This is a genomic window from Actinomadura sp. NBRC 104412 (genome assembly GCF_030269515.1).
Classification (GTDB): Bacteria; Actinomycetota; Actinomycetes; order Streptosporangiales; family Streptosporangiaceae; genus Spirillospora.
This window is the reverse complement of sequence record NZ_BSTM01000002.1, coordinates 399,228-419,197: the sequence shown is the minus strand read 5'-3', so window position 1 is coordinate 419,197 and position 19,970 is coordinate 399,228. Positions and strand designations below refer to the sequence as shown.

The 19,970-nt window shown below is 73.6% G+C and carries 18 protein-coding genes; 10 read left to right on the top strand and 8 right to left on the bottom strand.

Annotated elements, in window-relative coordinates:
- Positions 1-84 precede the first annotated feature (84 nt).
- On the bottom strand, positions 85-1,326 hold the full coding sequence (locus QSK21_RS04355; RefSeq protein ID WP_285693868.1) for an ABC transporter ATP-binding protein: 1,242 nt from the start codon (positions 1,324-1,326) through the stop codon (positions 85-87).
- Positions 1,327-1,450: 124 nt separating this feature from the next.
- Between QSK21_RS04355 and QSK21_RS04350 the strand changes: the two genes are divergently transcribed.
- Positions 1,451-2,590 carry a LacI family DNA-binding transcriptional regulator gene (locus QSK21_RS04350; protein ID WP_285693867.1) on the top strand — a complete coding sequence of 380 codons (1,140 nt, stop codon included), beginning with the start codon at positions 1,451-1,453 and terminating at the stop codon, positions 2,588-2,590.
- 23 nt (positions 2,591-2,613) lie between these two features.
- A complete protein-coding gene (locus QSK21_RS04345) occupies positions 2,614-3,054 on the top strand; it encodes an Lrp/AsnC family transcriptional regulator (protein WP_285693866.1) in 441 nt (146 codons plus the stop codon).
- 104 nt (positions 3,055-3,158) lie between these two features.
- Here the strand turns inward: QSK21_RS04345 and QSK21_RS04340 are convergent, their stop codons facing one another.
- From QSK21_RS04340 to QSK21_RS04320, 5 genes are all read right to left on the bottom strand, one after another.
- Complete coding sequence (locus tag QSK21_RS04340) at positions 3,159-4,079, bottom strand: LLM class flavin-dependent oxidoreductase (protein ID WP_285693865.1); 921 nt, start codon at positions 4,077-4,079, stop codon at positions 3,159-3,161.
- 117 nt (positions 4,080-4,196) lie between these two features.
- Positions 4,197-4,712: an FHA domain-containing protein gene (locus QSK21_RS04335; protein WP_352231248.1), complete on the bottom strand. Its 516-nt coding sequence runs from the start codon at positions 4,710-4,712 to the stop codon at positions 4,197-4,199.
- 211 nt (positions 4,713-4,923) lie between these two features.
- On the bottom strand, positions 4,924-6,030 hold the full coding sequence (locus QSK21_RS04330; protein ID WP_285693863.1) for a DUF3616 domain-containing protein: 1,107 nt from the start codon (positions 6,028-6,030) through the stop codon (positions 4,924-4,926).
- 13 nt (positions 6,031-6,043) lie between these two features.
- Positions 6,044-7,303, bottom strand: a complete 1,260-nt coding sequence (locus tag QSK21_RS04325) for a cytochrome P450 (protein WP_285693862.1) — start codon at positions 7,301-7,303, stop codon at positions 6,044-6,046.
- Between the two features lie 63 nt (positions 7,304-7,366).
- Entirely contained in the window at positions 7,367-8,743 is a 1,377-nt protein-coding gene (locus QSK21_RS04320) for a KamA family radical SAM protein (RefSeq protein ID WP_285693861.1), read from the bottom strand.
- A gap of 178 nt (positions 8,744-8,921) precedes the next feature.
- On the opposite strand from QSK21_RS04320, the gene kdd reads away from it, so the two are divergent.
- Positions 8,922-9,998 (top strand): L-erythro-3,5-diaminohexanoate dehydrogenase, encoded by a 1,077-nt coding sequence (gene kdd / locus QSK21_RS04315; protein ID WP_285693860.1) that lies wholly within the window; start codon positions 8,922-8,924, stop codon positions 9,996-9,998.
- A gap of 33 nt (positions 9,999-10,031) precedes the next feature.
- Positions 10,032-11,363: a DUF2252 domain-containing protein gene (locus QSK21_RS04310; protein WP_285693859.1), complete on the top strand. Its 1,332-nt coding sequence runs from the start codon at positions 10,032-10,034 to the stop codon at positions 11,361-11,363.
- 103 nt (positions 11,364-11,466) lie between these two features.
- Here the strand turns inward: QSK21_RS04310 and QSK21_RS04305 are convergent, their stop codons facing one another.
- Positions 11,467-12,054, bottom strand: a complete 588-nt coding sequence (locus QSK21_RS04305) for a hypothetical protein (RefSeq protein ID WP_285693858.1) — start codon at positions 12,052-12,054, stop codon at positions 11,467-11,469.
- Positions 12,051-12,821, bottom strand: coding sequence for a bestrophin-like domain (locus QSK21_RS04300; protein WP_285693857.1), 771 nt, complete (start codon positions 12,819-12,821; stop codon positions 12,051-12,053). The genes QSK21_RS04305 and QSK21_RS04300 overlap by 4 nt, the downstream gene beginning before the upstream one ends.
- A gap of 257 nt (positions 12,822-13,078) precedes the next feature.
- Between QSK21_RS04300 and kamD the strand changes: the two genes are divergently transcribed.
- From kamD to QSK21_RS04270, 6 genes are all read left to right on the top strand, one after another.
- Positions 13,079-14,680 carry a lysine 5,6-aminomutase subunit alpha gene (gene kamD, locus QSK21_RS04295; protein ID WP_285693856.1) on the top strand — a complete coding sequence of 534 codons (1,602 nt, stop codon included), beginning with the start codon at positions 13,079-13,081 and terminating at the stop codon, positions 14,678-14,680.
- The gene (gene kamE, locus QSK21_RS04290; RefSeq protein WP_285693855.1) at positions 14,677-15,531 is read left to right on the top strand and encodes a lysine 5,6-aminomutase subunit beta; all 855 of its coding nucleotides are present in this window, start codon (positions 14,677-14,679) and stop codon (positions 15,529-15,531) included. Before kamD ends, kamE begins: the two co-directional genes overlap by 4 nt.
- Positions 15,528-15,950: a 3-aminobutyryl-CoA ammonia lyase gene (gene kal, locus QSK21_RS04285; RefSeq protein WP_285693854.1), complete on the top strand. Its 423-nt coding sequence runs from the start codon at positions 15,528-15,530 to the stop codon at positions 15,948-15,950. The genes kamE and kal overlap by 4 nt, the downstream gene beginning before the upstream one ends.
- Positions 15,951-16,671: 721 nt before the next feature.
- Positions 16,672-18,462 carry an apolipoprotein N-acyltransferase gene (lnt, locus tag QSK21_RS04280; RefSeq protein WP_285693853.1) on the top strand — a complete coding sequence of 597 codons (1,791 nt, stop codon included), beginning with the start codon at positions 16,672-16,674 and terminating at the stop codon, positions 18,460-18,462.
- A 5-nt stretch (positions 18,463-18,467) separates the two neighbouring features.
- Positions 18,468-19,214 carry a polyprenol monophosphomannose synthase gene (locus QSK21_RS04275; protein WP_285693851.1) on the top strand — a complete coding sequence of 249 codons (747 nt, stop codon included), beginning with the start codon at positions 18,468-18,470 and terminating at the stop codon, positions 19,212-19,214.
- A gap of 163 nt (positions 19,215-19,377) precedes the next feature.
- Positions 19,378-19,968 carry an FxsA family protein gene (locus tag QSK21_RS04270; RefSeq protein WP_285693850.1) on the top strand — a complete coding sequence of 197 codons (591 nt, stop codon included), beginning with the start codon at positions 19,378-19,380 and terminating at the stop codon, positions 19,966-19,968.
- The last annotated feature ends 2 nt before the right edge of the window (positions 19,969-19,970 follow it).

The window sequence follows — 19,970 nt, the reverse complement described above, 5'->3', positions numbered from 1 at the left end:
GTGGAGGAGTCGCCGCATCCGGGGCGCCGCCCGGGTCATGGCCGGGTCGTGGCCGGTCGTGGCCGGTCGTGGACGGGGCCTCGGTCAGGAGGACTTGCCGAGGGGGACGCCCGCGGAGGCCGCCGCCGGGTGGCCGATGGCCAGGCCGCTGGCGGGGTCGAAGAAGTGGAGCCTGCGGGTGTCGACGGCCAGTTCGATCGGCTGGCCGGGGCGCACCTGCGAGCGCGAGTTGACGCGGGCGGTCCACAGCGCCTTGTTCTCCACCAGCGGGATCGCCATGTCGGCCTCGCCCTCGGCGGCGTCCTCGGCCAGGTCGGCGGTGTCCTTGTGCTCGACCGGCGGCGCGTCGATGGTGAAGATCACGTTGATCTCGCTGCCGAGCTCCTCGGTGACGCTGCTGGTGGCGTGCAGCGGCGCCCAGTCCGGCTTGGCGTGCGCGGCGTCCTCGAAGTCGGACGGGCGGATGCCCAGGATGACCTTGCGGCCGAAGTAGGCGTCCAGGCCGGGCTTGTCCTCCAGCAGGTCATCGGGGACGGGCAGCGTCAGCCCGGCGAAGGCGACGTGCACGCCCTGGTCGCCGCGCACCAGGTCGGCGGAGACGAAGTTCATCGCGGGCGAACCGATGAACCCGGCCACGAACAGGTTGACCGGGTTGTCGAACAGCCGCTGCGGGGTGTCGACCTGCTGGAGGCGGCCCTCGCGCAGCACGCACACCCGGTCGCCCAGGGTCATCGCCTCGACCTGGTCGTGGGTGACGTAGACGGTGGTGACCTTCAGCCGCTCGTGCAGCTGGCTCAGCGAGGCGCGCATCGACACGCGCAGCTTGGCGTCCAGGTTGGACAGCGGCTCGTCCATCAGGAACGCCTGCGGCTCGCGGACGATCGCGCGGCCCATCGCGACCCGCTGCCGCTGGCCGCCCGACAGCGCCGCCGGCTTGCGCGACAGGAACTGCTCGAGGCCGAGCATCTTGGCGGCCTCCTGCACCTTCTTGGCGCGCTCCTCCTTGGACACCCCGCGCAGCTTCAGCCCGAACGCCAGGTTCTGCTCGACCGTCATGTGCGGGTAGAGCGCGTAGTTCTGGAAGACCATCGCGATGTCGCGGTCCTTGGGCGCCAGGTCGTTGACCACCCGGTCACCGATGGTGATCGTGCCGTCCGTGATCTCCTCCAGGCCGGCGATCATCCGCAGCGCGGTGGACTTGCCGCAGCCCGACGGGCCGACCAGCACCATGAACTCGCCGTCCTTGATGTCCAGTTCCAGCCCGTCCACGGCGCGGACGCCGCCCCCGTACACCTTGCTGACCTTGTCCAGCACGATCCCCGCCATGCCAGGATCCCCTTCGCTTGGAAACGTTTCCATCGCCTCATGCCCACAAGGGCACATCGCTTATGGGGGGAGTCAACACCATGGAAACGTTTCCAGAAAACGCCGGTCGTGGGAAGATGGCGCGGTGACGGAACGGGCGGCGACGATCAAGGACGTGGCGGCGGCGGCCGGGGTGGGCATCGCCACCGTGTCCCGGGTGTTCTCCGGGACGGGGTCGGTCGGCGCCGAGACCCGCGAACGCGTCCTGGCCGCGGCGCGCGAGCTGGATTACCGGCCCAGCGCCCTGGGCCGCGGGCTGAAACTGCGGCGCGGCGGCGGCATCGGCGTGGTCGTCCCCGACGTCACCGACCCCTTCTACGCCGAGCTGGTCGCCGGGGTGCTGTCGTGCGCGCGCAGCCTGGGCGAGCACGTGATCGTGGACGCCGCGCACGGCGACCCCTCCCGCGAGGCCGAGATCGTGGACCGCCTCGCCGAGCAGCGGGTGGACGGGATCATCGCCGTTCCCGCCGGGGACACGGCGGCCTGGCACTCGGCCGCCCGCGTCGGCGCCGGGGTGGTGTTCGCCGACCGGGTGCTGCCCGGCCTGCCCGGCGTCCCGGCGGTCCTGGCCGACGACCGCGCCGGGGTGCGGACCCTCACCGAGTACCTGGTCGGGCTCGGGCACCGGCGCATCGCCTTCCTCGGCGCCGCGCTGCCCGGCGCGCCGCCCGGCGGCCCGGTCGAGGTGCGCGAGCGCGCGTTCCGGGACACGCTGCGCGCCCTGGGCGTCGCGGTGGATGAGGACCTGATGGTCGCGGCCCGGCATGAGCGCGACGCCGCCTATGCCGCCGCGGCCGGGCTGCTGCAGCGGCGCGACCCGGCGGGCGGCGTCACCGCGGTGCTGGCGGCCGGGCACCTGCTCGGCGAGGCCGCCGTGCTGGTGGCCCGCGAGCTCGACCTTCGCGTGCCCGCCGACGTGTCCATCGCCATGGTCGACGACGTTCCCTGGGCCGAGCTGTGCGACCCGCCGCTCACCGCGCTCGCCCGTCCCGGCCACGACATCGGCTATCGCGCCTGCGAGCTGCTGGCGCGGGACCGGGCGTCCCGGCGGCCGGCGCAGGCGGGCCGCGCGCCCGCGGAACGGGCCGTGCGCGAACGTCCGCGAAGGGGCGGCGGCGGGCCCGTCCTGCTGCCGTCCGAACTGGTGATCAGAGGTAGCTGCGGGCCGCCGCCGCGCGGCGCCGCGCCCCGCCGGAGCGGGCCGGAAATCCGGCCCACGCCATGACCGGCACACGCTAGATTTCCGGGGTGGAGGAGATCGATCGTCAGATCATGGCGCTGCTGGCCGACGACGGCCGGATGAGCTACACCGATCTGGCCAAGGAGACCGGCCTGTCGGTGTCGGCCGTGCACCAGCGGGTGCGGCGGCTGCAGAAGCGCGGCGTCATCAAGGGGTTCACCGCACAGCTGGACAACGAGCGGATCGGGCTGCCGCTCACCGCGTTCGTGTCGATCAAGCCGATCGACCCGGCCGCGCCGGACGACGCCCCCGACCGGCTGGCCGACCTGGCCGCGATCGAGGCGTGCCATTCGGTCGCGGGCGAGGAGAGCTACATCCTGAAGGTGCGGGTGGGTTCACCCAACGAACTGGAGGAGCTGCTGCAGCAGATCCGCGCCAAGGCCAACGTCGCGACCCGCACCACGGTGGTGCTCAGTACCCCGTGGGAAGGACGCAGGCCGCCCTTGTGACACCAACCCCCGTAACACAACCCCGTAACGCAATCCCTGTAAAACACAACCCTTGTAACACCAACCCTGTCACCCGTCCGTAACGGCCGAGGGGGAGCCGCGGGTCAGCCCCCCGGGGCGAAGGCCCGCAGCGCCTCCTCGGCCCGCAGCATCGACTCCCGCGGATCGGCCTCCGGCCCGGTGATCTCGGGATCGAAGTTGAGGTCGACGAACAGCTCGGTCATGCCCTGCGCGGCGATGTCGGCGAAGTCCGCGCGCACCTCCTCGAACGACCCGTGCAGCGGGCGCCGGTCCGCGCGTCCCGCGGCCCTGACGCGCACCGCCGCGCGGCACACGAACCGCAGCGTGGACGGGTCCCGCCCGGCCTTCTCCGCCGCCTCCTTGACGATCCGGATGGACCGTCCCAGCGTGCGGGGGTCGGCGCGGCTGGCGCTCACCCAGCCCGCGGCCAGCCGGCCCGCGCGGCGCAGCGCGGGCTCGGCCGCGCCGCCCAGCAGGATCGGCGGCTCGGGCGACTGCGCCGGACCCGGCTCCATCACCACCGGCGGATGGTCGTAGAACGTCCCGTGGAACTCGCTGGGGCCGCCGCCGGAGCCGCTCGCCCACAGCGACCGCATCGCGGCCAGGAACTCCTCGCCACGGGCGCCGCGCCGCTCCATCGGGACGCCCGCCGCCGCGAACTCCTCGGGCATCCAGCCCAGGCCGATGCCCAGGTCCAGCCGCCCGCCGCTGACGTGGTCGAGCGTGGCGGCCTGCTTGGCCAGCAGGGCGGGCGAGTAGAACGGCAGGTTGACGATCGCCACGCCCAGCCGCACCCGCTCGGTCAGCCCCGCCAGGTACGCCAGCGTCACCAGCGGGTCGGGGACGGCCCGGTACGTCCGATCCTGCGAGCCGGCCGGGTTGAGCAGGCGCTGCAGCGTCCAGACCGAGTGGTAGCCGAGCCGTTCGGCCTCCTGGGCGATCCGCGCCTGCCGGGCGGGGGTCGCCCAGCCGCCCGACACCGGCACGGCGAACCCGATGAGCACGATGTCCCTCCCTGCCTCTCCCTGCCCGTCCCGGCTCGCTCGTGCCGGCATGCCGTCCCGGCCGACCCTATCCGCCGGGGCGATCGTCCTCGCGCGGTGCCCGCGGACCGGCGGCCGTCAGGACGAGGCGACGATGAAGCTGGAGTTGCCGAACCCGACCTCGTCGCCGGGGCGGACTCTGGACGGGCCGGTGAGCCGCCAGCCGTTGAGCCGGGTGCCGTTCATCGACCCCAGGTCCGAGATCATCCAGCCGTCCTCGTGGCGGTAGATCTCGGCGTGGAACCGCGACACCGTCAGGTCGGTGAGGATGAACTGGCAGCCGGGGGCGCGTCCCACCACGATGCGGGTCAGCCCCGCCGGGGGCAGGGTGAAGCGGGGCAGCCGCGGCGCCCGCCAGGCCGCCTCGAACCGCGCCGTCATCTGCGACACCGAGGAGATCAGCCCGGTCAGGCGCCCGACCACGCGGTTGGTGGGGGGCAGGTCGTGCACCAGGTCGGCCAGCTCCGCCTGGCTTTGGGCGCGCAACGCCTGGTCGACGCGGCGCTCGAACGTCTCATGCGAAATCCGGCCTTCGGCCACCCGTTCGCTGAGCACCTGCAGTACCCGGTCGCGTTCCATATCGGACGCTCGCACCGGATATGAGGGCTGACCGTCCATAGCAGTGAGTATCCAGATCCCGTCGTCGCCTGTCCAGAAAAGCCCGCACGCACAGGGCAGGGGGGCCGAACCCGCCCGCCCTGCCCTGTTGGATGCCTCCAGTACGGCCGATGTTCGAGGGGAATCCACGGCAATTTCGGGAGATCGTCCGGTCGCCAGGATTGCCGGATCGCTCGCCGTGACGGGCCTACTCGGGGTGCTCGAAGGACACCACGTCGGCCAGCACGCCGCCCTCGGGGGTCAGCCGGTCCTCGGACGGGCTGTCGTAGACCACCAGCAGCTTGGGGCGCCCGTCCTCGCCGGTCTCGTCCAGGAGCGCGATGCCCTCCGCGTGGTCGTCGCCCTCCCCGTACGGGAGCTCGCCCAGGACCCGCAGGTCGGTGGCGGGCACGATGCCGGGCGCGGCCACCGTGGCCGCGCCCGGCCAGGCCACCACGCGCACGGGGCCGTCCAGGTCCATGCTCGGCCCGGTGAGGATCAGCAGGTCGTCGCCGTGCGGGCACAGGTCGCGGATGCCGAGGCCGCCCAGGTCGAGGAAGTGCGTCCGGTACAGGTCGTCGCCGTCGCCGTCGCCGTCGCCGTCGCCGAGCGGGCGCAGCCGCAGCCGGGACGGGTCCTGGGGATGGGTCTCGGGGCGGATCTCCAGCAGCACGGCCCAGCCGCGCAGCACCGGCCCGCGGAACCCGATGTAGAGGCGGTCGCCGTGGGCGGCGACGCCCTCGATGTCGATCCCGTTGTCCTTGCTGGGTATGGCCAGGAACGGCGCCAGGTGCGGGTCGTCCTCCAGCAGGTCGGTGATCGAGTCCTTGTGGCCGCCCAGCAGCGCGGCGCGGCGCCCGCCGTCGTCGGCTACCACGCGGGGGAGCCCGTCGTCGCCGGTGACCAGGGGGAGCCGGGCGAGGACGAACCGGTTGTCCTCGCGCACCACGCTGGCCAGCCGCTTGCGGGACTTGGCGTCCGGCCGGCCCGGCTTGATCTTCTTGCGTTTGAGGCTGTGCGAGCCGATCGCCCACAGCCAGCCGTTGGCGCGGGCCAGGCCCTCCAGGTCGGCCTCCTCGTCGGGCCCGGCGGGCAGGTCGACCAGGTCGGCCAGCCGCACGGTGCGCTGCCCGTCGTAGCCGGTGACGCGTCCCGCGCCGTCGGTGGCCGCGGTCAGCCGCTCGATGGTCGCGGTCTCGTCGCCGGCCACCCACAGGCACCGGCCGTCCTGGCGCACGGCGGACAGGTTGGTGTGGGTCTCCGCCTCGCGGCTCTCCCGCGAGAAACGGAGCTCGACCCGGCGTTCCACGATCATGCGGGAAATGGTTTCACATATCGGAGGTGCCGGGGGGCGTGCCCCACAGGACGTGCAGGTGCGGGGGCTTGCGGAAGACCAGGCCCCGCACCGGGGCCTGGCGGGACGGGTCGAGCCGCAGCCCCGGCAGGCGGGTCAGCAGTGCCGTCAGGACGGCGTGCGCCTCGAGGCGCGCCAGCGGAGCGCCGAAGCAGAAATGCGGTCCGTGGGCGAACGCCAGGTGCTCGGAGACGTTCTCGCGCCGCGGGTCGAAGCGGTCGGGGTCGGCGAAGACCGCGGGGTCGCGGTTGGCGCCCGCGATCGACACCCGGACCAGGTCGCCCTTGCGCACGGGCGCCCCGCCCAGGTCGAGGTCGCGGGTGGCGTAGCGGTCGACGACCGAGGCGGACGGCTCCAGCCGCAGCGACTCCTCGATCGCCCCGGCCAGCAGGCCCCCGGGGTCGGCCTGGACGAGCGCGAGCCGGCCGGGGTCCTCCAGCAGGTGCAGCACCGCGTTGGTGATCATGCCTTCGGTGGTGTCGATGCCGCCGAACATCAGGACGGCGGCGTTCGCGACCACCTCGGCCTCGGTGAGCCCGCCGCCCTTCGCCGTCCCCTCGCCCCGGTCCGGGTTCCGGTGGGCGGCGGAGGCGAGGGGCGAGCCGGCGGGGGAGGCGCCGATGACCTCCCGGACGGCGGCGCGGAGCCGGTCGTAGGCCACGGCGGCGCCGGGGGGCGGCTCCTGACCCGCGGTGATGGCGGAGACGCCGTCGACGAACTCCCCGTACCAGGAGCGGACCGTCGCGGCGTCCACGCCGTCCAGGCCCAGCGCCTCGGCCACCACGGCGACCGCGAGCGGGCCGGCCAGGTCGCCGCGCAGTTCCGCGCGGCCGGCCGGTGCCAGCGCGGTGACCAGCCGGGCGGCCTCGGCCTCGACGAACGCGGTGAAGCGTTCGCGGGTCATGGCGGGGCGGAAGGCGCGGGCGAACGGGTCCCGGTGGCGGGTGTGCTCGCGGCCGTCCAGCGACAGCATGCTGGGGCCCAGCAGCCGAGCGGTGGAGAAGCGCGGGTCGTCGACGGTGAAGGACGCGGCGTCCCGCATCACCCGGACCGCCAGGTCGTGGGAGGTCACCAGCCAGCACTCCAGCGCGGGCAGCCAGGAGACCGGCTCGTGCGCGCGCAGCCGGGCCAGCAGGGGATGCGGGTCGCGGTCCAGCTCGGCGACGGTCACCGCCGCCCCGTACGGGAACCGCCGGGCGGGCGGCGCGGGCCGCGGGGACGGTCGGGAGGGCACCCCGGAAGCCTATCCCATTTATTGATCTACAATGTAAAGGTGCCGGGCCGGCGCACCCGGCGCTCAGGCGGCGGCGGCCTGACGCCGCCACCAGGCGCGGCCCGCCTCCGGCAGCGTGTGGATCGGGTCGTAGTACTCGTACCGCCGCTCCAGCGCGCCGTCGTCGGAGGTCTCGATGCCGGTGCGGTAGTTCTTCGTCCAGTAGGAGACGCCGCGCTCGCGGTCGTAGCCGGCGAGCTGGTGCACCCAGCGCTTGCCGACGTAGGGGACGTCGCACACGATCCGCGGGGTGGCGAACCCGGGCAGGTAGCCCATGATCGCGTGCTGGAGCTCCTGGGCCTCCCAGACGGCGAGGCGCCAGTGCTCGCTGGAGGGGATCATGTCGCACAGGTAGAGGTAGTAGGGCAGGATCGCGGCCTCGTCGAGCAGGGCGAACGACAGGTCCAGCAGCGCCTCGGGGGTGGCGTTGACGCCGCGCAGCAGCACGCCCTGGTTGCGGACGTCACGGATGCCGGTGTCGAGCATGGCGCGGGCGGCCCTGGCGACCAGCGGGGTGAGGGACCGGGCGGTGTTGACGTGGGTGTGGATGGCGATCTGCGCGCCGCGTTCGCGGGCCTTGGCGGCCAGGCGTTCCATGCCGGCGCGGACCTCGTCCTGGAGCCAGTGCTGGGGGAGGCCCATGAGCGCCTTGGTGGCCAGGCGGATGTCGCGGATGGTGTCGATGTCCAGCAGGGCGTCGACGAACGATTCCAGGCGGGGCCAGGGCAGGTTGGCCACGTCGCCGCCGGAGACGACGACGTCGCGGACGCCGGGGGTGCGGCGCAGGTAGTCCAGCATGGCGCCGTGCCGGTCGGGCGCCTTGATGGTGAACTTGTGCTTGTCGACGGCGGGGGTGGAGTTGCCGACCAGGTCCATGCGGGTGCAGTGGCCGCAGTACTGGGGGCAGGTGGGCAGGAGTTCGGCCAGGACCTTGGTGGGGTAGCGGTGGGTGAGTCCTTCGACGGCCCACATCTCGGCCTCGTGGAGGGAGTCGCGGGTGGCGTAGGGGTGGGAGGGCCAGTCGGTGCGGCGGTCGCTGTGCACGGGGATCATGTAGCGGCGCACCGGGTCGGCGTAGAAGGCGTCGGTGGAGGAGGTGTCCATGGTGTTGAGCATCTGGGGGGTGACCAGCATGGACATGGTGGCGCGTTCGGCCTGGTCGCGTTCGAGGTCGGCGTAGAAGGACTCGTCGAGCAGGTCACCCATGACGTGGCGCAGCTGGCGGATGTTCTTGACGCAGTGCGCGCGCTGCCATTGCGCCGACTCCCATTCGGCGCGGGTCACCTCGCGCCAGCCGGGCAGCCGTGTCCAGTCGGGTTCCACCAGCGGCCTGCGGCGGTAGGCGTAGGGCTGCGGGGCGGCGGGGCGGGCGTCCGGGTCGGGACGCAGGGCGGTGGTCATCGTCGACCCCTCCTCGGCGACGGGTGGACCCCGTCGGACAGATCGCGTAAAAATCTCGTGTACGCCCGACTTTACGGGAAGACTTTCGATCCAACCAATAAGACCAAGTACATCTTCCGTGACCTGCGCGTGAGCGTGGCCGGATGCGGAAGACCGGAGACCGGCGAGGAGCCGCCGTATGAGCAGCCGGACGAGTCGCGAGGCGAGCGTGATCGGGACCGAGGTGGGGCTGCACCGCGTGCTGGAGCCCGAGGGCGTGCTGCCGCAGGCGGCGCTGCGGCTGGACCCCGATCCCCGCATCCGCCCGGACGAGGTGCGGGTGCGGGTGGAGCGGCTCAACCTGGACGCCGCGTCCTACCGGCAGTTGCGCACCGCGCACGGCGGTGACCCGGACGCGATCCGCCGCGAGGTGCTGGGGATCATCACCTCACGCGGCAAGATGCACAACCCGGTCACCGGGTCGGGCGGCATGCTGGTCGGCGTCGTGGACGAGGCCGGGCCGCGGTCGCCGCTGGGGCTGAGGGCGGGCGACCGCGTCGCGACGCTGGTGTCGCTGACCCTGACCCCGCTGGCCGTGGACGACGGCCTGGAACGCTGGGACGGGCGGTCCGAGCAGGTCCCCACCTCGGGTCACGCGATCCTGTTCGCCCGGTCCATCGCCGCCGTGCTGCCCGGCGACCTTCCGGTGCCGCTGGCGCTGTCGGTCATGGACGTGTGCGGCGCGCCCGCCCTGACCCGCCGCGTCGTCGGCCAGGCCGCGTCCCGCCTGGGGCGGGGGCCGGTGGTGGCGGTGCTGGGCGCGGCGGGCAAGAGCGGGTCGCTGTCGCTTGCCGCCGCCCGCCGTGCCGGTGCCGCCGCGACGGTGGGGCTGGTGCCGACGGTGGAGGAGGAGCGGCGGCTGGCCGCCACCGGCCTGGCCGACAGGGTGGTGCGGGCGGACGCGCGCGACCCGGTGGCGGTGGCGCGGGCGCTGGGGGAGCCCGCCGACGTGACGGTGGTGTGCGTGGACGTGCCCGGCTGCGAGCACGGCGCGATCCTGGGCACCGCGCCCGGCGGCACCGTGGTGTTCTTCTCGATGGCGACCTCGTTCCCCGCGGCGGCGCTGGGCGCCGAGGGCCTGGCCGCCGATGTGACGATGCTGGTCGGCAACGGCTACGTCCCCGGGCACGCCGAGCTGGCGCTGGACCTGCTGCGGACCGAACCGGGGATTCGCTCGCTGTTCACCGCGCGGGACGAGCGCGATTCGGCACAATGACCCGGTACGCCTAGAGCAGCGAGGAGACAGGTGATGGCGAGCATCACTCAGGCCCTGCGGGACAAGGACCCCAAGGAGCGCCGGAACCAGATCGTCGACGTCCTGGTGGACGCCTTCTCGCATCTGATGGAGCGCAGCCCGGCCGAGTTCCGGCGCAGGTTCCGCAAGATGGCCTCCGATCCGTTCGCCTTCTACCGGGGCAGCGCCTGCCTGTTCTACGCCGACGTGATCCATGACGAAGACCCGTGGGCCGACGAGCGCACCGGCCGGGTCTGGATCCAGGGCGACCTGCACGCGCAGAACTTCGGCACGTACATGAACGACGACGGGGTGTTCGTCTTCGACGTCAACGACTTCGACGAGGCGTACGTGGGCCATTTCACCTGGGACGTCAAACGGCTGGTGGCGAGCGTGGCGCTGCTGGCCTGGAGCAAGGCGATCTCCGACTCCGACATCCGGCGGCTGGTGGAGACCTATGTGCGGGCGTACGTCGACCAGGTGCGGCGGTTCGCAGCCGGCGGCGGCGACCACGGGTTCGCGCTGACCCTCGACAACGCCGACGGGTACGTGCGGGACGTGCTGATCGCGGCGCTGTCGTCCACGCGCATCGGGTTGCTGGAGGACAAGACGCTGGTCGAGCAGCACGAGCGGCGGTTCCGCAACCGCTCGGGCGTGCGCCGCCTGGACGAGGCGGAGCGCGCCAAGGTGGAGCGCGCCTACCACGCCTACCTGGAGACGATCCCGAGGGAGAAGAGGTTCGGCAGCCTCACCTACCAGGTCAAGGACATCGTGGGCGCCTCGGGGTTCGGTATCGGGTCGGCGGGGCTGTCGGCGTACAACATCCTGGTGGAGGGGCACTCGCAGGCCCTGGAGAACGATGTGATCCTGTCGATGAAGCAGGGGAACGTCGCCGCGCCCAGCCGTGTCGTGCACGACCCGCGCATCCGCGACTACTTCAAGCACCACGGTCACCGCACCGCGTTGTCGCGCCGCGCGTTGCAGGCCAACACCGATCCGTGGCTGGGCTACACCGAGATCGACGGTGTCGGGTACGTGGTGCAGGAGCTGTCGCCCTACGAGGCGGACCTGGACTGGTCGGGGCTGACCGAGCCGGAGGAGATGATGTCGGTCCTGGACGACCTGGGCCGCGCCACCGCCAAGATCCACTGCGTGTCGGACAGCGATTCCGACCACACCCTGGTGGGCTTCCAGGTGGAGGACGCCATCAACTCGGTGATCGGCCCGGACGAGGGCCCGTTCGTGGAGGCGATGGTCTCCTTCGCGCACGAGTACGCCGCGATCGTCCGCGACGACCACCGGCTGTTCGTCGACGCGTTCCGCAACGGCGAGATTCCGGGACTGTAGCGCGCCGGTCCGCGGGCGGCGGTGCGGTGCCGTTCACCACACCCGCCGCCCGCGGTCACCGGCGGCACCGGCCACAGGACGGCTGCGGGCGGTCGGCGGGCGGTCAGCGGGCGAAGGCCAGCGACGCCGAGGAGCTGATCACGGTGGCCAGGACCACCACGACCAGCGGGTTCGCCAGGGGATGGCGGCGCCGTGGCGGTGCCTTGGCCGTTCGCGGCTGCGGCGGTGCCCGTTCGGGTTCGGCGACGGAGGGCTCGGGTGGCTGGGGACGCCGCGGCTCGGGCTCGGGCGCGGGGGCGGGGCGCTGCGCTGGTGCGTCGAGCTCTACCGGCGCGCCGCGCCGGGGCGGGCTCGCGGCCACCGGCGCGGACGAGGGCGGCGGCTCGTGCGGTGCCGCCGGTTCGGGCGGTACCGGGGGCGGGGGCGCGGGCGGAGGTTCTGGTGGAGGTTCGGGGCGGGGCGGCGGCGGGCTGGGGCAGGCCGATCCGGGGACGGCGACCGTGACGCCCACGTCGGCGAGGCCGTCCATCGACGCCGACACCTCGACGCAGACGGGGACCGGGCGGCGCGGGGACGCGGTCGCCTCGGAGGCGGGCAGCACCGCCAGGCCCGCCGCGAACAGAAGGGCGAGGGGGGCGGCGATGCGTGCGGCGGGGGACACGGCGGGGGACACGGTGCGGCGGGCGGTCACGGGCCCGCCGAGATGCGCTGGATCTCGGTGAGGGCGCCGGTGAAGGCGTCGGGACGCACGGCCAGCCCGCCCGCGAAGGTGTGGGAGATGTCGATGGCCAGGTAGATGCCGATGGCCAGCAGCCCGGCCAGCAGCGCCAGCGGCACCGCGGTCATCCCGCGCGGCCGCGCCCCGGCCAGGTAGGGGAAGGCCACCACCAGCAGGCCGGTGACCGCCGTCATGACCAGCAGCGCCGTCGGCGGGCGGACGCGGGCGTCCATCGCGCGCTGGTGGCGTGCCGCGGAGATCGCGCCGATCTGTTCCAGCACCGCGGCGCGGGCGTCGCCGGCCGCCTGGTCGGGGGCGTCGTCGCCGGCGGGGAGCGCGATGACCTGGCGGCGGACCGCGTCCAGCCGTGCCCCGCCGTCGGGGTTGAGCCGGCCCTCGGCCATGTCGCGCCACTCCCGGTCGCGGACGAAGCGGGCGTAGTCGGCCAGGCCCGCGCGGGCGTGCTCGCGCGGGCCCGCGGGCAGCCGCTCGGCCGACCAGTACGCCTCGGTGATCGCCTGCGCCTCGGCGTAGGTGTTGAGCCGCGCGGAGTCGGTGGCGGCCCAGGGGACGACGATGGCGACGGCGAAGGCCAGCAGGAACAGCGCCGACAGCATCGCTCCGGTGTGGGCGGCGGTGGCGCCGCCGGGATCGCCGTCGTCGATGCCGCGGCGGACCAGCCGGCCCGCGGCGAACACCACGGCTATGGCGCAGGCCGCCGCGAGGATGTAGAACACCATGCACCCCTCCAGGACCAGAGACCAGATGAGTGACGCACCGTGACTCTACGCTCGCTAATTGCGATTGGGCATGGCTTGAGCGGTGACGCCCTGCTTGCCGGAACGCTCGTCCGTTTGCGCGGATCTGGATCACGAGAAAGCGGCAAAGCGCGGAGGGTCTTGCGATTTGGTGGTATTTGTCAGGAAGATCTCGATGGTAGAACGTAGATGAGAGCAGATCTTCACGTACGAGCCGTGGACGGTGAGGGGAGGCGGCGATGGCGCCGCAGGGGAAACTCGATCTGGATCCGGCGCTGGTGCGCCGGGCCCGGGCGCTGGCGGCGCGGGCGGCCGAACCGGTCATCGAGATGGCCCGCACGCACACCACGGTGTCGGTGGAACGGGCCCTGCTGAGGATCGCCGGGCTGTCCGGCGCCGACGCCGACGGCAGGCCGTGGGTCAACCATCTCGCCGACGCGGTGCGCGCCCAGACCGGGCTGGAGCACGGTATCGCGCTGCCGGTGTGGGACGCGCTGCTGCGCGGCCCGTACCCGGACCTCACCGAGCTCGCGCGGGACGCCGCCCGCGGCCGGGCGCGGTTCCGCCTCCCCGAGGGGACCGACGCCCGCGACGCCCGCGCGGCCGCCCGCGACGCCGCCCGCGCCGGCATCGCCCGCATCGACCGGCGCCGCGCCGAACGCGACCGGATGCTGGCCTCGATCGGCGACCCGCCCCATCCCTGGATCTACCTGATCGTCGCCACCGGCGACATCCACGAGGACATCCCGCAGGCGCAGGCCGCCGCGCGGGAGGGCGCCGACGTGGTCGCGGTGATCCGTTCCACCGGGCAGTCGCTGCTGGACTTCGTCCCCGAGGGCGCCACCCGCGAGGGCTACGCCGGGACCTACGCCACCCAGGAGAACTTCCGGCTGATGCGCGCCGCGCTCGACGACGTCTCCCGCGAGCTGGGCCGGTACGTGCGGCTCACCAACTACGCCTCGGGGCTGTGCATGCCGGAGATCGCGGCGCTGGCCGGGCTGGAACGCCTGGACATGATGCTCAACGACTGCATGTACGGGATCATCTTCCGCGACATCAACCCCCGCCGCACCTTCATCGACCAGCGCTTCTCCCGGCAGGTCCACGCCCGCGCCGGCATCGTGGTCAACACCGGCGAGGACAACTACCTCACCACCGCCGACGCCGTCGAGGCCGCCCACACCGTCATCGTCAGCCAGCTGCTCAACGAGCGGTTCGGGCACGAGGCCGGGCTCACCGACGCCCAGCTCGGGCTCGGCCACGCCTTCGAGATCGACCCGGCGGTGCCCGGGTCGTTCCGGCTGGAGCTGGCGCACGCCCAGCTGGTGCGGGAGCTGTTCCCCGGCGCGCCGCTGAAGTACATGCCGCCCACCAAGCACATGACCGGCAACATCTTCGCCGGCTACCTGCTGGACGCCTTCTTCAACCTGGCCGGGGTGATGACCGGGCAGTCCATCATCCTGATCGGGATGATGACCGAGGGCATCCACACGCCGTGGCTGTCGGACCGCGACCTGGCGCTGGAGAACGTCCGCTACGTCCGGGACGCCTGCGCGGGCCTGGCCGAGGACTTCGCGCCCCGCCCCGGCGGCATGATCGCCGAACGCGCCCGGCGGGTGCTGGGCGAGTCGGTGGAGCTGCTGGAACGCGTCGAACGCGACGGCCTGCTCACCGCCATCGCCGACGGCACCTTCGGCGTGACCCGGCGCCCGCCCGACGGCGGCAAGGGACTGGACGGGGTCGTCCCCCGCGCCGAGGGGTACTTCAACCCCGCCATCGAGATCCTGGACACCGAGGACCCGCACGCCGCGCAGGCGGCCGACCAGGAGGTGACGGCATGACCGAGCGGGCACGCACCGATGAAGGCCCCCGTGCCGGGAGCCCGGCCGGGGAGGAGCAGGGCGGGCCCGCCGACGCCCGGCAGGTCATCCGCCCCTACGGCGACACCACCGGGGACGGCATGGTGCAGATGTCGTTCACCCTGCCGGTCCCGGCGGGCAAGCGCGCCGACGCCGCGGCGCTGCAACTGGCCGGGAAGATGGGCCTGGCCCCCGCCAGCGTCGTGCACTCCAAGGCGATGGGCCCCGGCCACACCTTCTTCATCGTGTACGGCAGGTGCGGGCACCTCATCGACTACGCGGGCATCCCCGTCCCGCCCGAGCGCGAGTACCCGCTGCTGACCTCCAGCGAGGTCAACCTGGCCATCCGCGGCGCCCTCAACCGCCGCCTGGTCGTGGTCGGCGCCTGCATCGGCACCGACGCCCACACCGTGGGCATCGACGCGATCCTCAACGTGAAGGGCTTCGCGGGGGAGAAGGGCCTGGAGTACTACCGGGAGATCCAGGTGGTCAACATGGGCGCCCAGGTCACCGTGGAGGAGCTGGTCGCGCGGGCCAAGGCCGAGGACGCCGACGCCGTCCTGGTGTCGCAGGTGGTGACCCAGCGCAACGCCCACCTGCACAACACCAAGCAGATGGCCGCCGCCTTCCACGCCGAGTACCCGACCGCCGTGGCCCCCGGCATGGGACGGCCCCTGCTGGTGGTGGGCGGGCCCCGCTTCGACACCGTCACCGCCGAGGAACTGGGCGTCGACCGCGTCTTCGGCAAGGGCACCACGCCCGCCGAGGTCGCCAGCTACCTCGTCCACGCCCTGCTGCCCGGCAGGGCCCACGCCGAAGGGGACGCGTCATGAGCAACGGGGCAGCGGGCGGCGGCGGCCCGCGGGAGGGGCTCACCGTCACCCACCGGCGCTACATCCCCTACTCGCACGCCCACTACGCCGGGAACCTGGTCGACGGCGCGTACCTGCTGGCGCTGTTCGGGGACGTGGCCACCGAGATGTGCATCCGCACCGACGGCGACGAAGGGCTGTTCGCCTCCTACTCCGACGTGCAGTTCCGCGCGCCCGTGCGGGCCGGGGACGTGCTGGAGGTCAGCGCGGTGCTCCAGCGGGCGGGACGGCGCAGCCGGGCGCTGGCGTTCGAGGCGCGCGTGGTGTGCCGGGGCCGTCCCGACAAGGGCGGGTCGGCCGCCGAGGTGCTCCCCGAGCCGATCGTGGCGGCCACCGCCGTGGGCACCGTCGTCGTGCCCGAACCGCCCGGCCCGTCCTGATCGGCCCGGGCGGCCGGTCGGCGCCCGGTCTGCCCCCGGTAAATACCACCCATGCGCGGATCATGGCTCTGAGCTGGGGAAACGTGGAATCTCTCCAGAACATGCGGCGGTTGACAAGGCCCGGTACTCCGGTAGTTTGGCTCCAGTCCAGCACAGGACTCACCGATCGGCCTCTCGGGGCGCCGCTGGACCGCGCCACGACGGGATCGACGGGGGAGCTCAGCACGGCCCGCCCCTTACCGGCCCGTCCGAACCAGGGGTGGTGACCGGTGGCCGCGCCAGGCGGGGCCGTCCGATCGGGCGGGGGCTTGGACCCGGAAAGGGCCCGGACATCCAGTAGAAAACGGAGCATCGCTCTCACCGCCTGTGGGACGACTCCGGCCCGAGGGATGTCGCGGGCCCTTTTCCGCCCACGGACTCCTTCCATGCCAACGGACTCTTCTCAGTACCCGCAGACACCTACCGTGCCCGCGGCCTCTTTCCACGCCCGCGGCCTCTTTCCGTGCCCCATCCGCCCCGCCGGTGCGCATACCCTGCGTAGCGGCGCCGTACGGTCCCGCGAGCGGACGGTGGGGCGGGTGACGGCCCGTTGAGGTCGCGGGTCGCCGTGGGCGCCGTGGGCCGGTAGCGTTCCCGCAAGCGGTTCGGCGGGGATGGGACGACCAGGGCCCGCGACGAGGCCGGGGAAGGGCCGGGAAGGGCCGAGCGAGGAGCGGAATTGGTGCGGGACATCCTGCCGGAACGACCGCCGGGCACCGGCGAGCCCCACACCGGCGCGGCCGACACCGGCAAGGCCGCCGCCACGGACACCAACACGGGCACCAACACGGGCACCGACACGGGCACCGACACGGGCACGGCTCCGGCCGCCGCCACCGCGGCGCCGGTGCCCGCGCCGGAACGGCCGGCGCGAGGGTGGCTGCGCCGGGGCGGACGGGCCGGATGGCCGCGCACGCTGCTGGCCGTCGTCGGCGGGCTGGTGCTGTGGCTGGCCTTCCCGCCCGCCGACCTGACCCCGCTGGTGTTCCCCGGCGTGGCGCTGTTGACCTTGGCGACGCACGGCATGCCCGCCCGCACCGGCGCGTGGCTGGGCCTGGTGGCCGGGCTGGTGTTCTTCGTGCCCGTCCTGGAGGGCCTGGTGGTGATCGGGACGGACGCCTGGCTGCTGCTGGCCGCCGTCCAGGCCCTCTACTTCGTCCCCATGGGCGCGGGCGTGGCACTGGTCACCCGGCTGCCCGCCTGGCCGGTGTGGGTGGCGGCGCTGTGGGTGGCCGAGGAACTGGTACGCGGGCGGGTGCCGTTCGGCGGGTTCCCCTGGGCGCGGCTGGCCTTCAGCCAGACCGCCACGCCGCTGACGCCGTACGCGTCGCTGGGCGGGGCGCCGCTGGTCTCGTTCGTCACCGCCCTGGCCGGCGCGCTGCTGGCCTACGGGACGGTCGCCGTCCTGCGCGCCCGGCACCGGGAGGACGCGGCGGCGCGGACCTGGGCGGCGGTGCTGCGCGCGTCGGCCAGGCCCGTCGCGGTCGCGGTGGCGGCGACGGCCGCGCTGATCGGCGGCGGCCTGGCGATCCCGACCCCGTCGGCGGGACGGCCGGTCACCGTCGCGGTGATCCAGGGCAACGTGCCGCGCCTGGGCATGGACTTCAACGCCCAGCGCAAGGCGGTGCTCGACAACCACGTCCGGGTCACCTACGAGCTGGCCGAGCGGGTGCGGGCGGGCGAGGTGGCGCGTCCCGAGCTGGTGGTGTGGCCCGAGAACGCCAGCGACCTGGACCCCTATGCCGAGCCGGACGCCCGCGCCGCCATCGACGGGGCCGTGCGCGCCATCGGCGTCCCGGTCCTGGTCGGCGCGCTCACCGACACCCCGGACGGGTCGCAGGTGGAGAACCGCGGGATCGTGTGGGACCCGGTCCGCGGCCCCGGCGACTACTACGTCAAGCGGCACCCGGTGCCGTTCGGCGAGTACCTGCCGTTCCGCGGCGTCCTCACCAAGCTGATCACCCGGTTCGAGCGGATCCCGCGCGACTTCGCCCACGGCACCCGCGACCCGGTGATGCGGCTGGGCCCGGCCACCATCGGCGATGTGATCTGCTTCGAGGTCGCCTACGACGCCGAGGTCCGCGACGCCGCCGACGGGGAGCTGGTGGTGGTGCAGACCAACAACGCCACCTACGGCAGGACCAGCCTTCCGCCGCAGCAGATCGCGATGTCCCGGCTGCGCGCGGTCGAGCATGGCCGTACGATCTTGGTTGCCGCGACCAGCGGCATCAGCGCCATCGTGGCCCCGGACGGGCGGATGATCGACAAGTCCGGGGAGTTCGTGCCCGACATCCAGGTGGCCTCCGTCCCGGCGCGCACCACGCGGACGATCGCCGGCCGGGCCGGCGCCGTCCCGGAGTGGGCGCTGGCCGCGCTCGGCGCGGGCGCGGCGGCCGTGGCGCTGTGGCTCACCCGCCGCGGAGCGGTCGCCGGCGGTAACGCGTTCACCGGCAGGAAGAACGAGGGGAATTGACGCCGATGGAGATCCCAGCCGATCTCGGCCGGGTGCTCGTGATCATCCCGACCTACAACGAGCGGGACAACATCGAGGGCATCGTCGGCCGGGTGCGCGCGGCGGCGCCGCCGGTGGACGTGCTGATCGTCGATGACGCCAGCCCGGACGGGACGGGGGAGCTGGCCGACGGCCTGGCCGCCGCCGACGACCATGTCAAGGTGCTGCACCGGACGGGCAAGGAGGGGCTGGGCCCCGCCTACGTCGCCGGTTTCCGCTGGGCGGCCGAGAACGGCTACGACGTCATGGTGGAGATGGACGCCGACGGCTCGCACCAGCCCGAGGAGCTGCCGCGGCTGCTGGCGGCGCTGCGCGACGCCGACCTGGTGATCGGCGCCCGCTGGATCCCCGGAGGGAAGGTGGAGAACTGGCCGGTGACGCGGGAGGCGCTGTCGCGCGGCGCCAACACCTACGCCCGGCTGCTGCTGGGCATGCCTCTGCACGACGCCACCGGCGGGTTCCGCGCGTTCCGCGCCGCCACGCTGGAGAAGATCGGGCTGGAGGGCGTGGACTCGCGGGGCTACTGCTTCCAGATCGACCTGGCGCTGCGCGCGCTGCGCGAGGGCCTGCGGGTGGTGGAGGTCCCGATCACCTTCGTGGACCGGGTGCACGGGACGAGCAAGATGAGCGGGGACGTGTTCGCCGAGGCGGCCTGGCGGGTGACCCGCTGGGGCGTGGAGAACCGGCTGGGCCGCCTGCGCGGCCGCCGCTGACCCGCACCGGCACGGCCCGGGAAGGGCGGCGCGGATGGCCGGTCCCGGCCGGAAACGTTCGCGTACGTCCCGGCGTTGACCAGGACGGAGGCCCCGCGCCCGGGCCGGGGCCGTCCGTGTCGCCGACCCGTCCATCCGTCCCCGCGAACCCCGAGTTGGAGCCATGACGGCACTCGTAACGCTGCTGGTGATGCTGCTGGTCCCCGTCCTGGAGATCCTGGTGATCGTCCAGCTGGCGGGGCTGATCGGCGGCTGGTGGACGCTGGCGGCGCTGGTGGCCACCAGCGTGCTGGGCGGCTGGATCGTGCGGCGCGAGGGGCGGCGGGCCTGGCGGGTGCTGCAGGAGGCGCTGCGGCGCGGGACGCCGCCCGACCGGGAGCTGTCGGGCACGGCCCTGGTGCTGGCCGGGGGGCTGCTGCTGGTGGCGCCCGGGTTCCTCACCGACGTGGCCGGGCTGCTGCTGGTGCTGCCGTTCACCCGCCCGGTGATGCGCAGGCTGCTGACCGCCTACGGGGCGCGGCGGCTGCGGGCCGCCGAGGCGCGCGGCGCGGTGTTCCCGCCGGGGATGGGAGGTCTGGGCGGTCAGGCGTTCGGCCGGTACGGCGGCCCGTTCGGCGCCGGAGGGGACGGTACGGCCGGGCGGCCCGAGGGCCGGGTGGTGCAGGGCGAGGTCATCGAGGACGAGGTCATCGGGGGCGACGTGATCGAGGGCGGGATCGTCAAGGACGACGACCGCCGTGGCCGGCGCCCGTAGCG

Coding starts and splice junctions, on each gene's coding strand:
- kamD (WP_285693856.1), top strand. CDS start 13,079: ATGGCGCCGCAGGGGAAACTCGATCTGGATCCGGCGCTGGTGCGCCGG.
- kdd (WP_285693860.1), top strand. CDS start 8,922: ATGAGCAGCCGGACGAGTCGCGAGGCGAGCGTGATCGGGACCGAGGTG.
- kamE (WP_285693855.1), top strand. CDS start 14,677: ATGACCGAGCGGGCACGCACCGATGAAGGCCCCCGTGCCGGGAGCCCG.
- QSK21_RS04310 (WP_285693859.1), top strand. CDS start 10,032: ATGGCGAGCATCACTCAGGCCCTGCGGGACAAGGACCCCAAGGAGCGC.
- QSK21_RS04270 (WP_285693850.1), top strand. CDS start 19,378: ATGACGGCACTCGTAACGCTGCTGGTGATGCTGCTGGTCCCCGTCCTG.
- QSK21_RS04330 (WP_285693863.1), bottom strand. CDS start 6,030: ATGATCGTGGAACGCCGGGTCGAGCTCCGTTTCTCGCGGGAGAGCCGC.
- QSK21_RS04320 (WP_285693861.1), bottom strand. CDS start 8,743: ATGACCACCGCCCTGCGTCCCGACCCGGACGCCCGCCCCGCCGCCCCG.
- QSK21_RS04355 (WP_285693868.1), bottom strand. CDS start 1,326: ATGGCGGGGATCGTGCTGGACAAGGTCAGCAAGGTGTACGGGGGCGGC.
- QSK21_RS04275 (WP_285693851.1), top strand. CDS start 18,468: ATGGAGATCCCAGCCGATCTCGGCCGGGTGCTCGTGATCATCCCGACC.
- kal (WP_285693854.1), top strand. CDS start 15,528: ATGAGCAACGGGGCAGCGGGCGGCGGCGGCCCGCGGGAGGGGCTCACC.
- QSK21_RS04300 (WP_285693857.1), bottom strand. CDS start 12,821: ATGGTGTTCTACATCCTCGCGGCGGCCTGCGCCATAGCCGTGGTGTTC.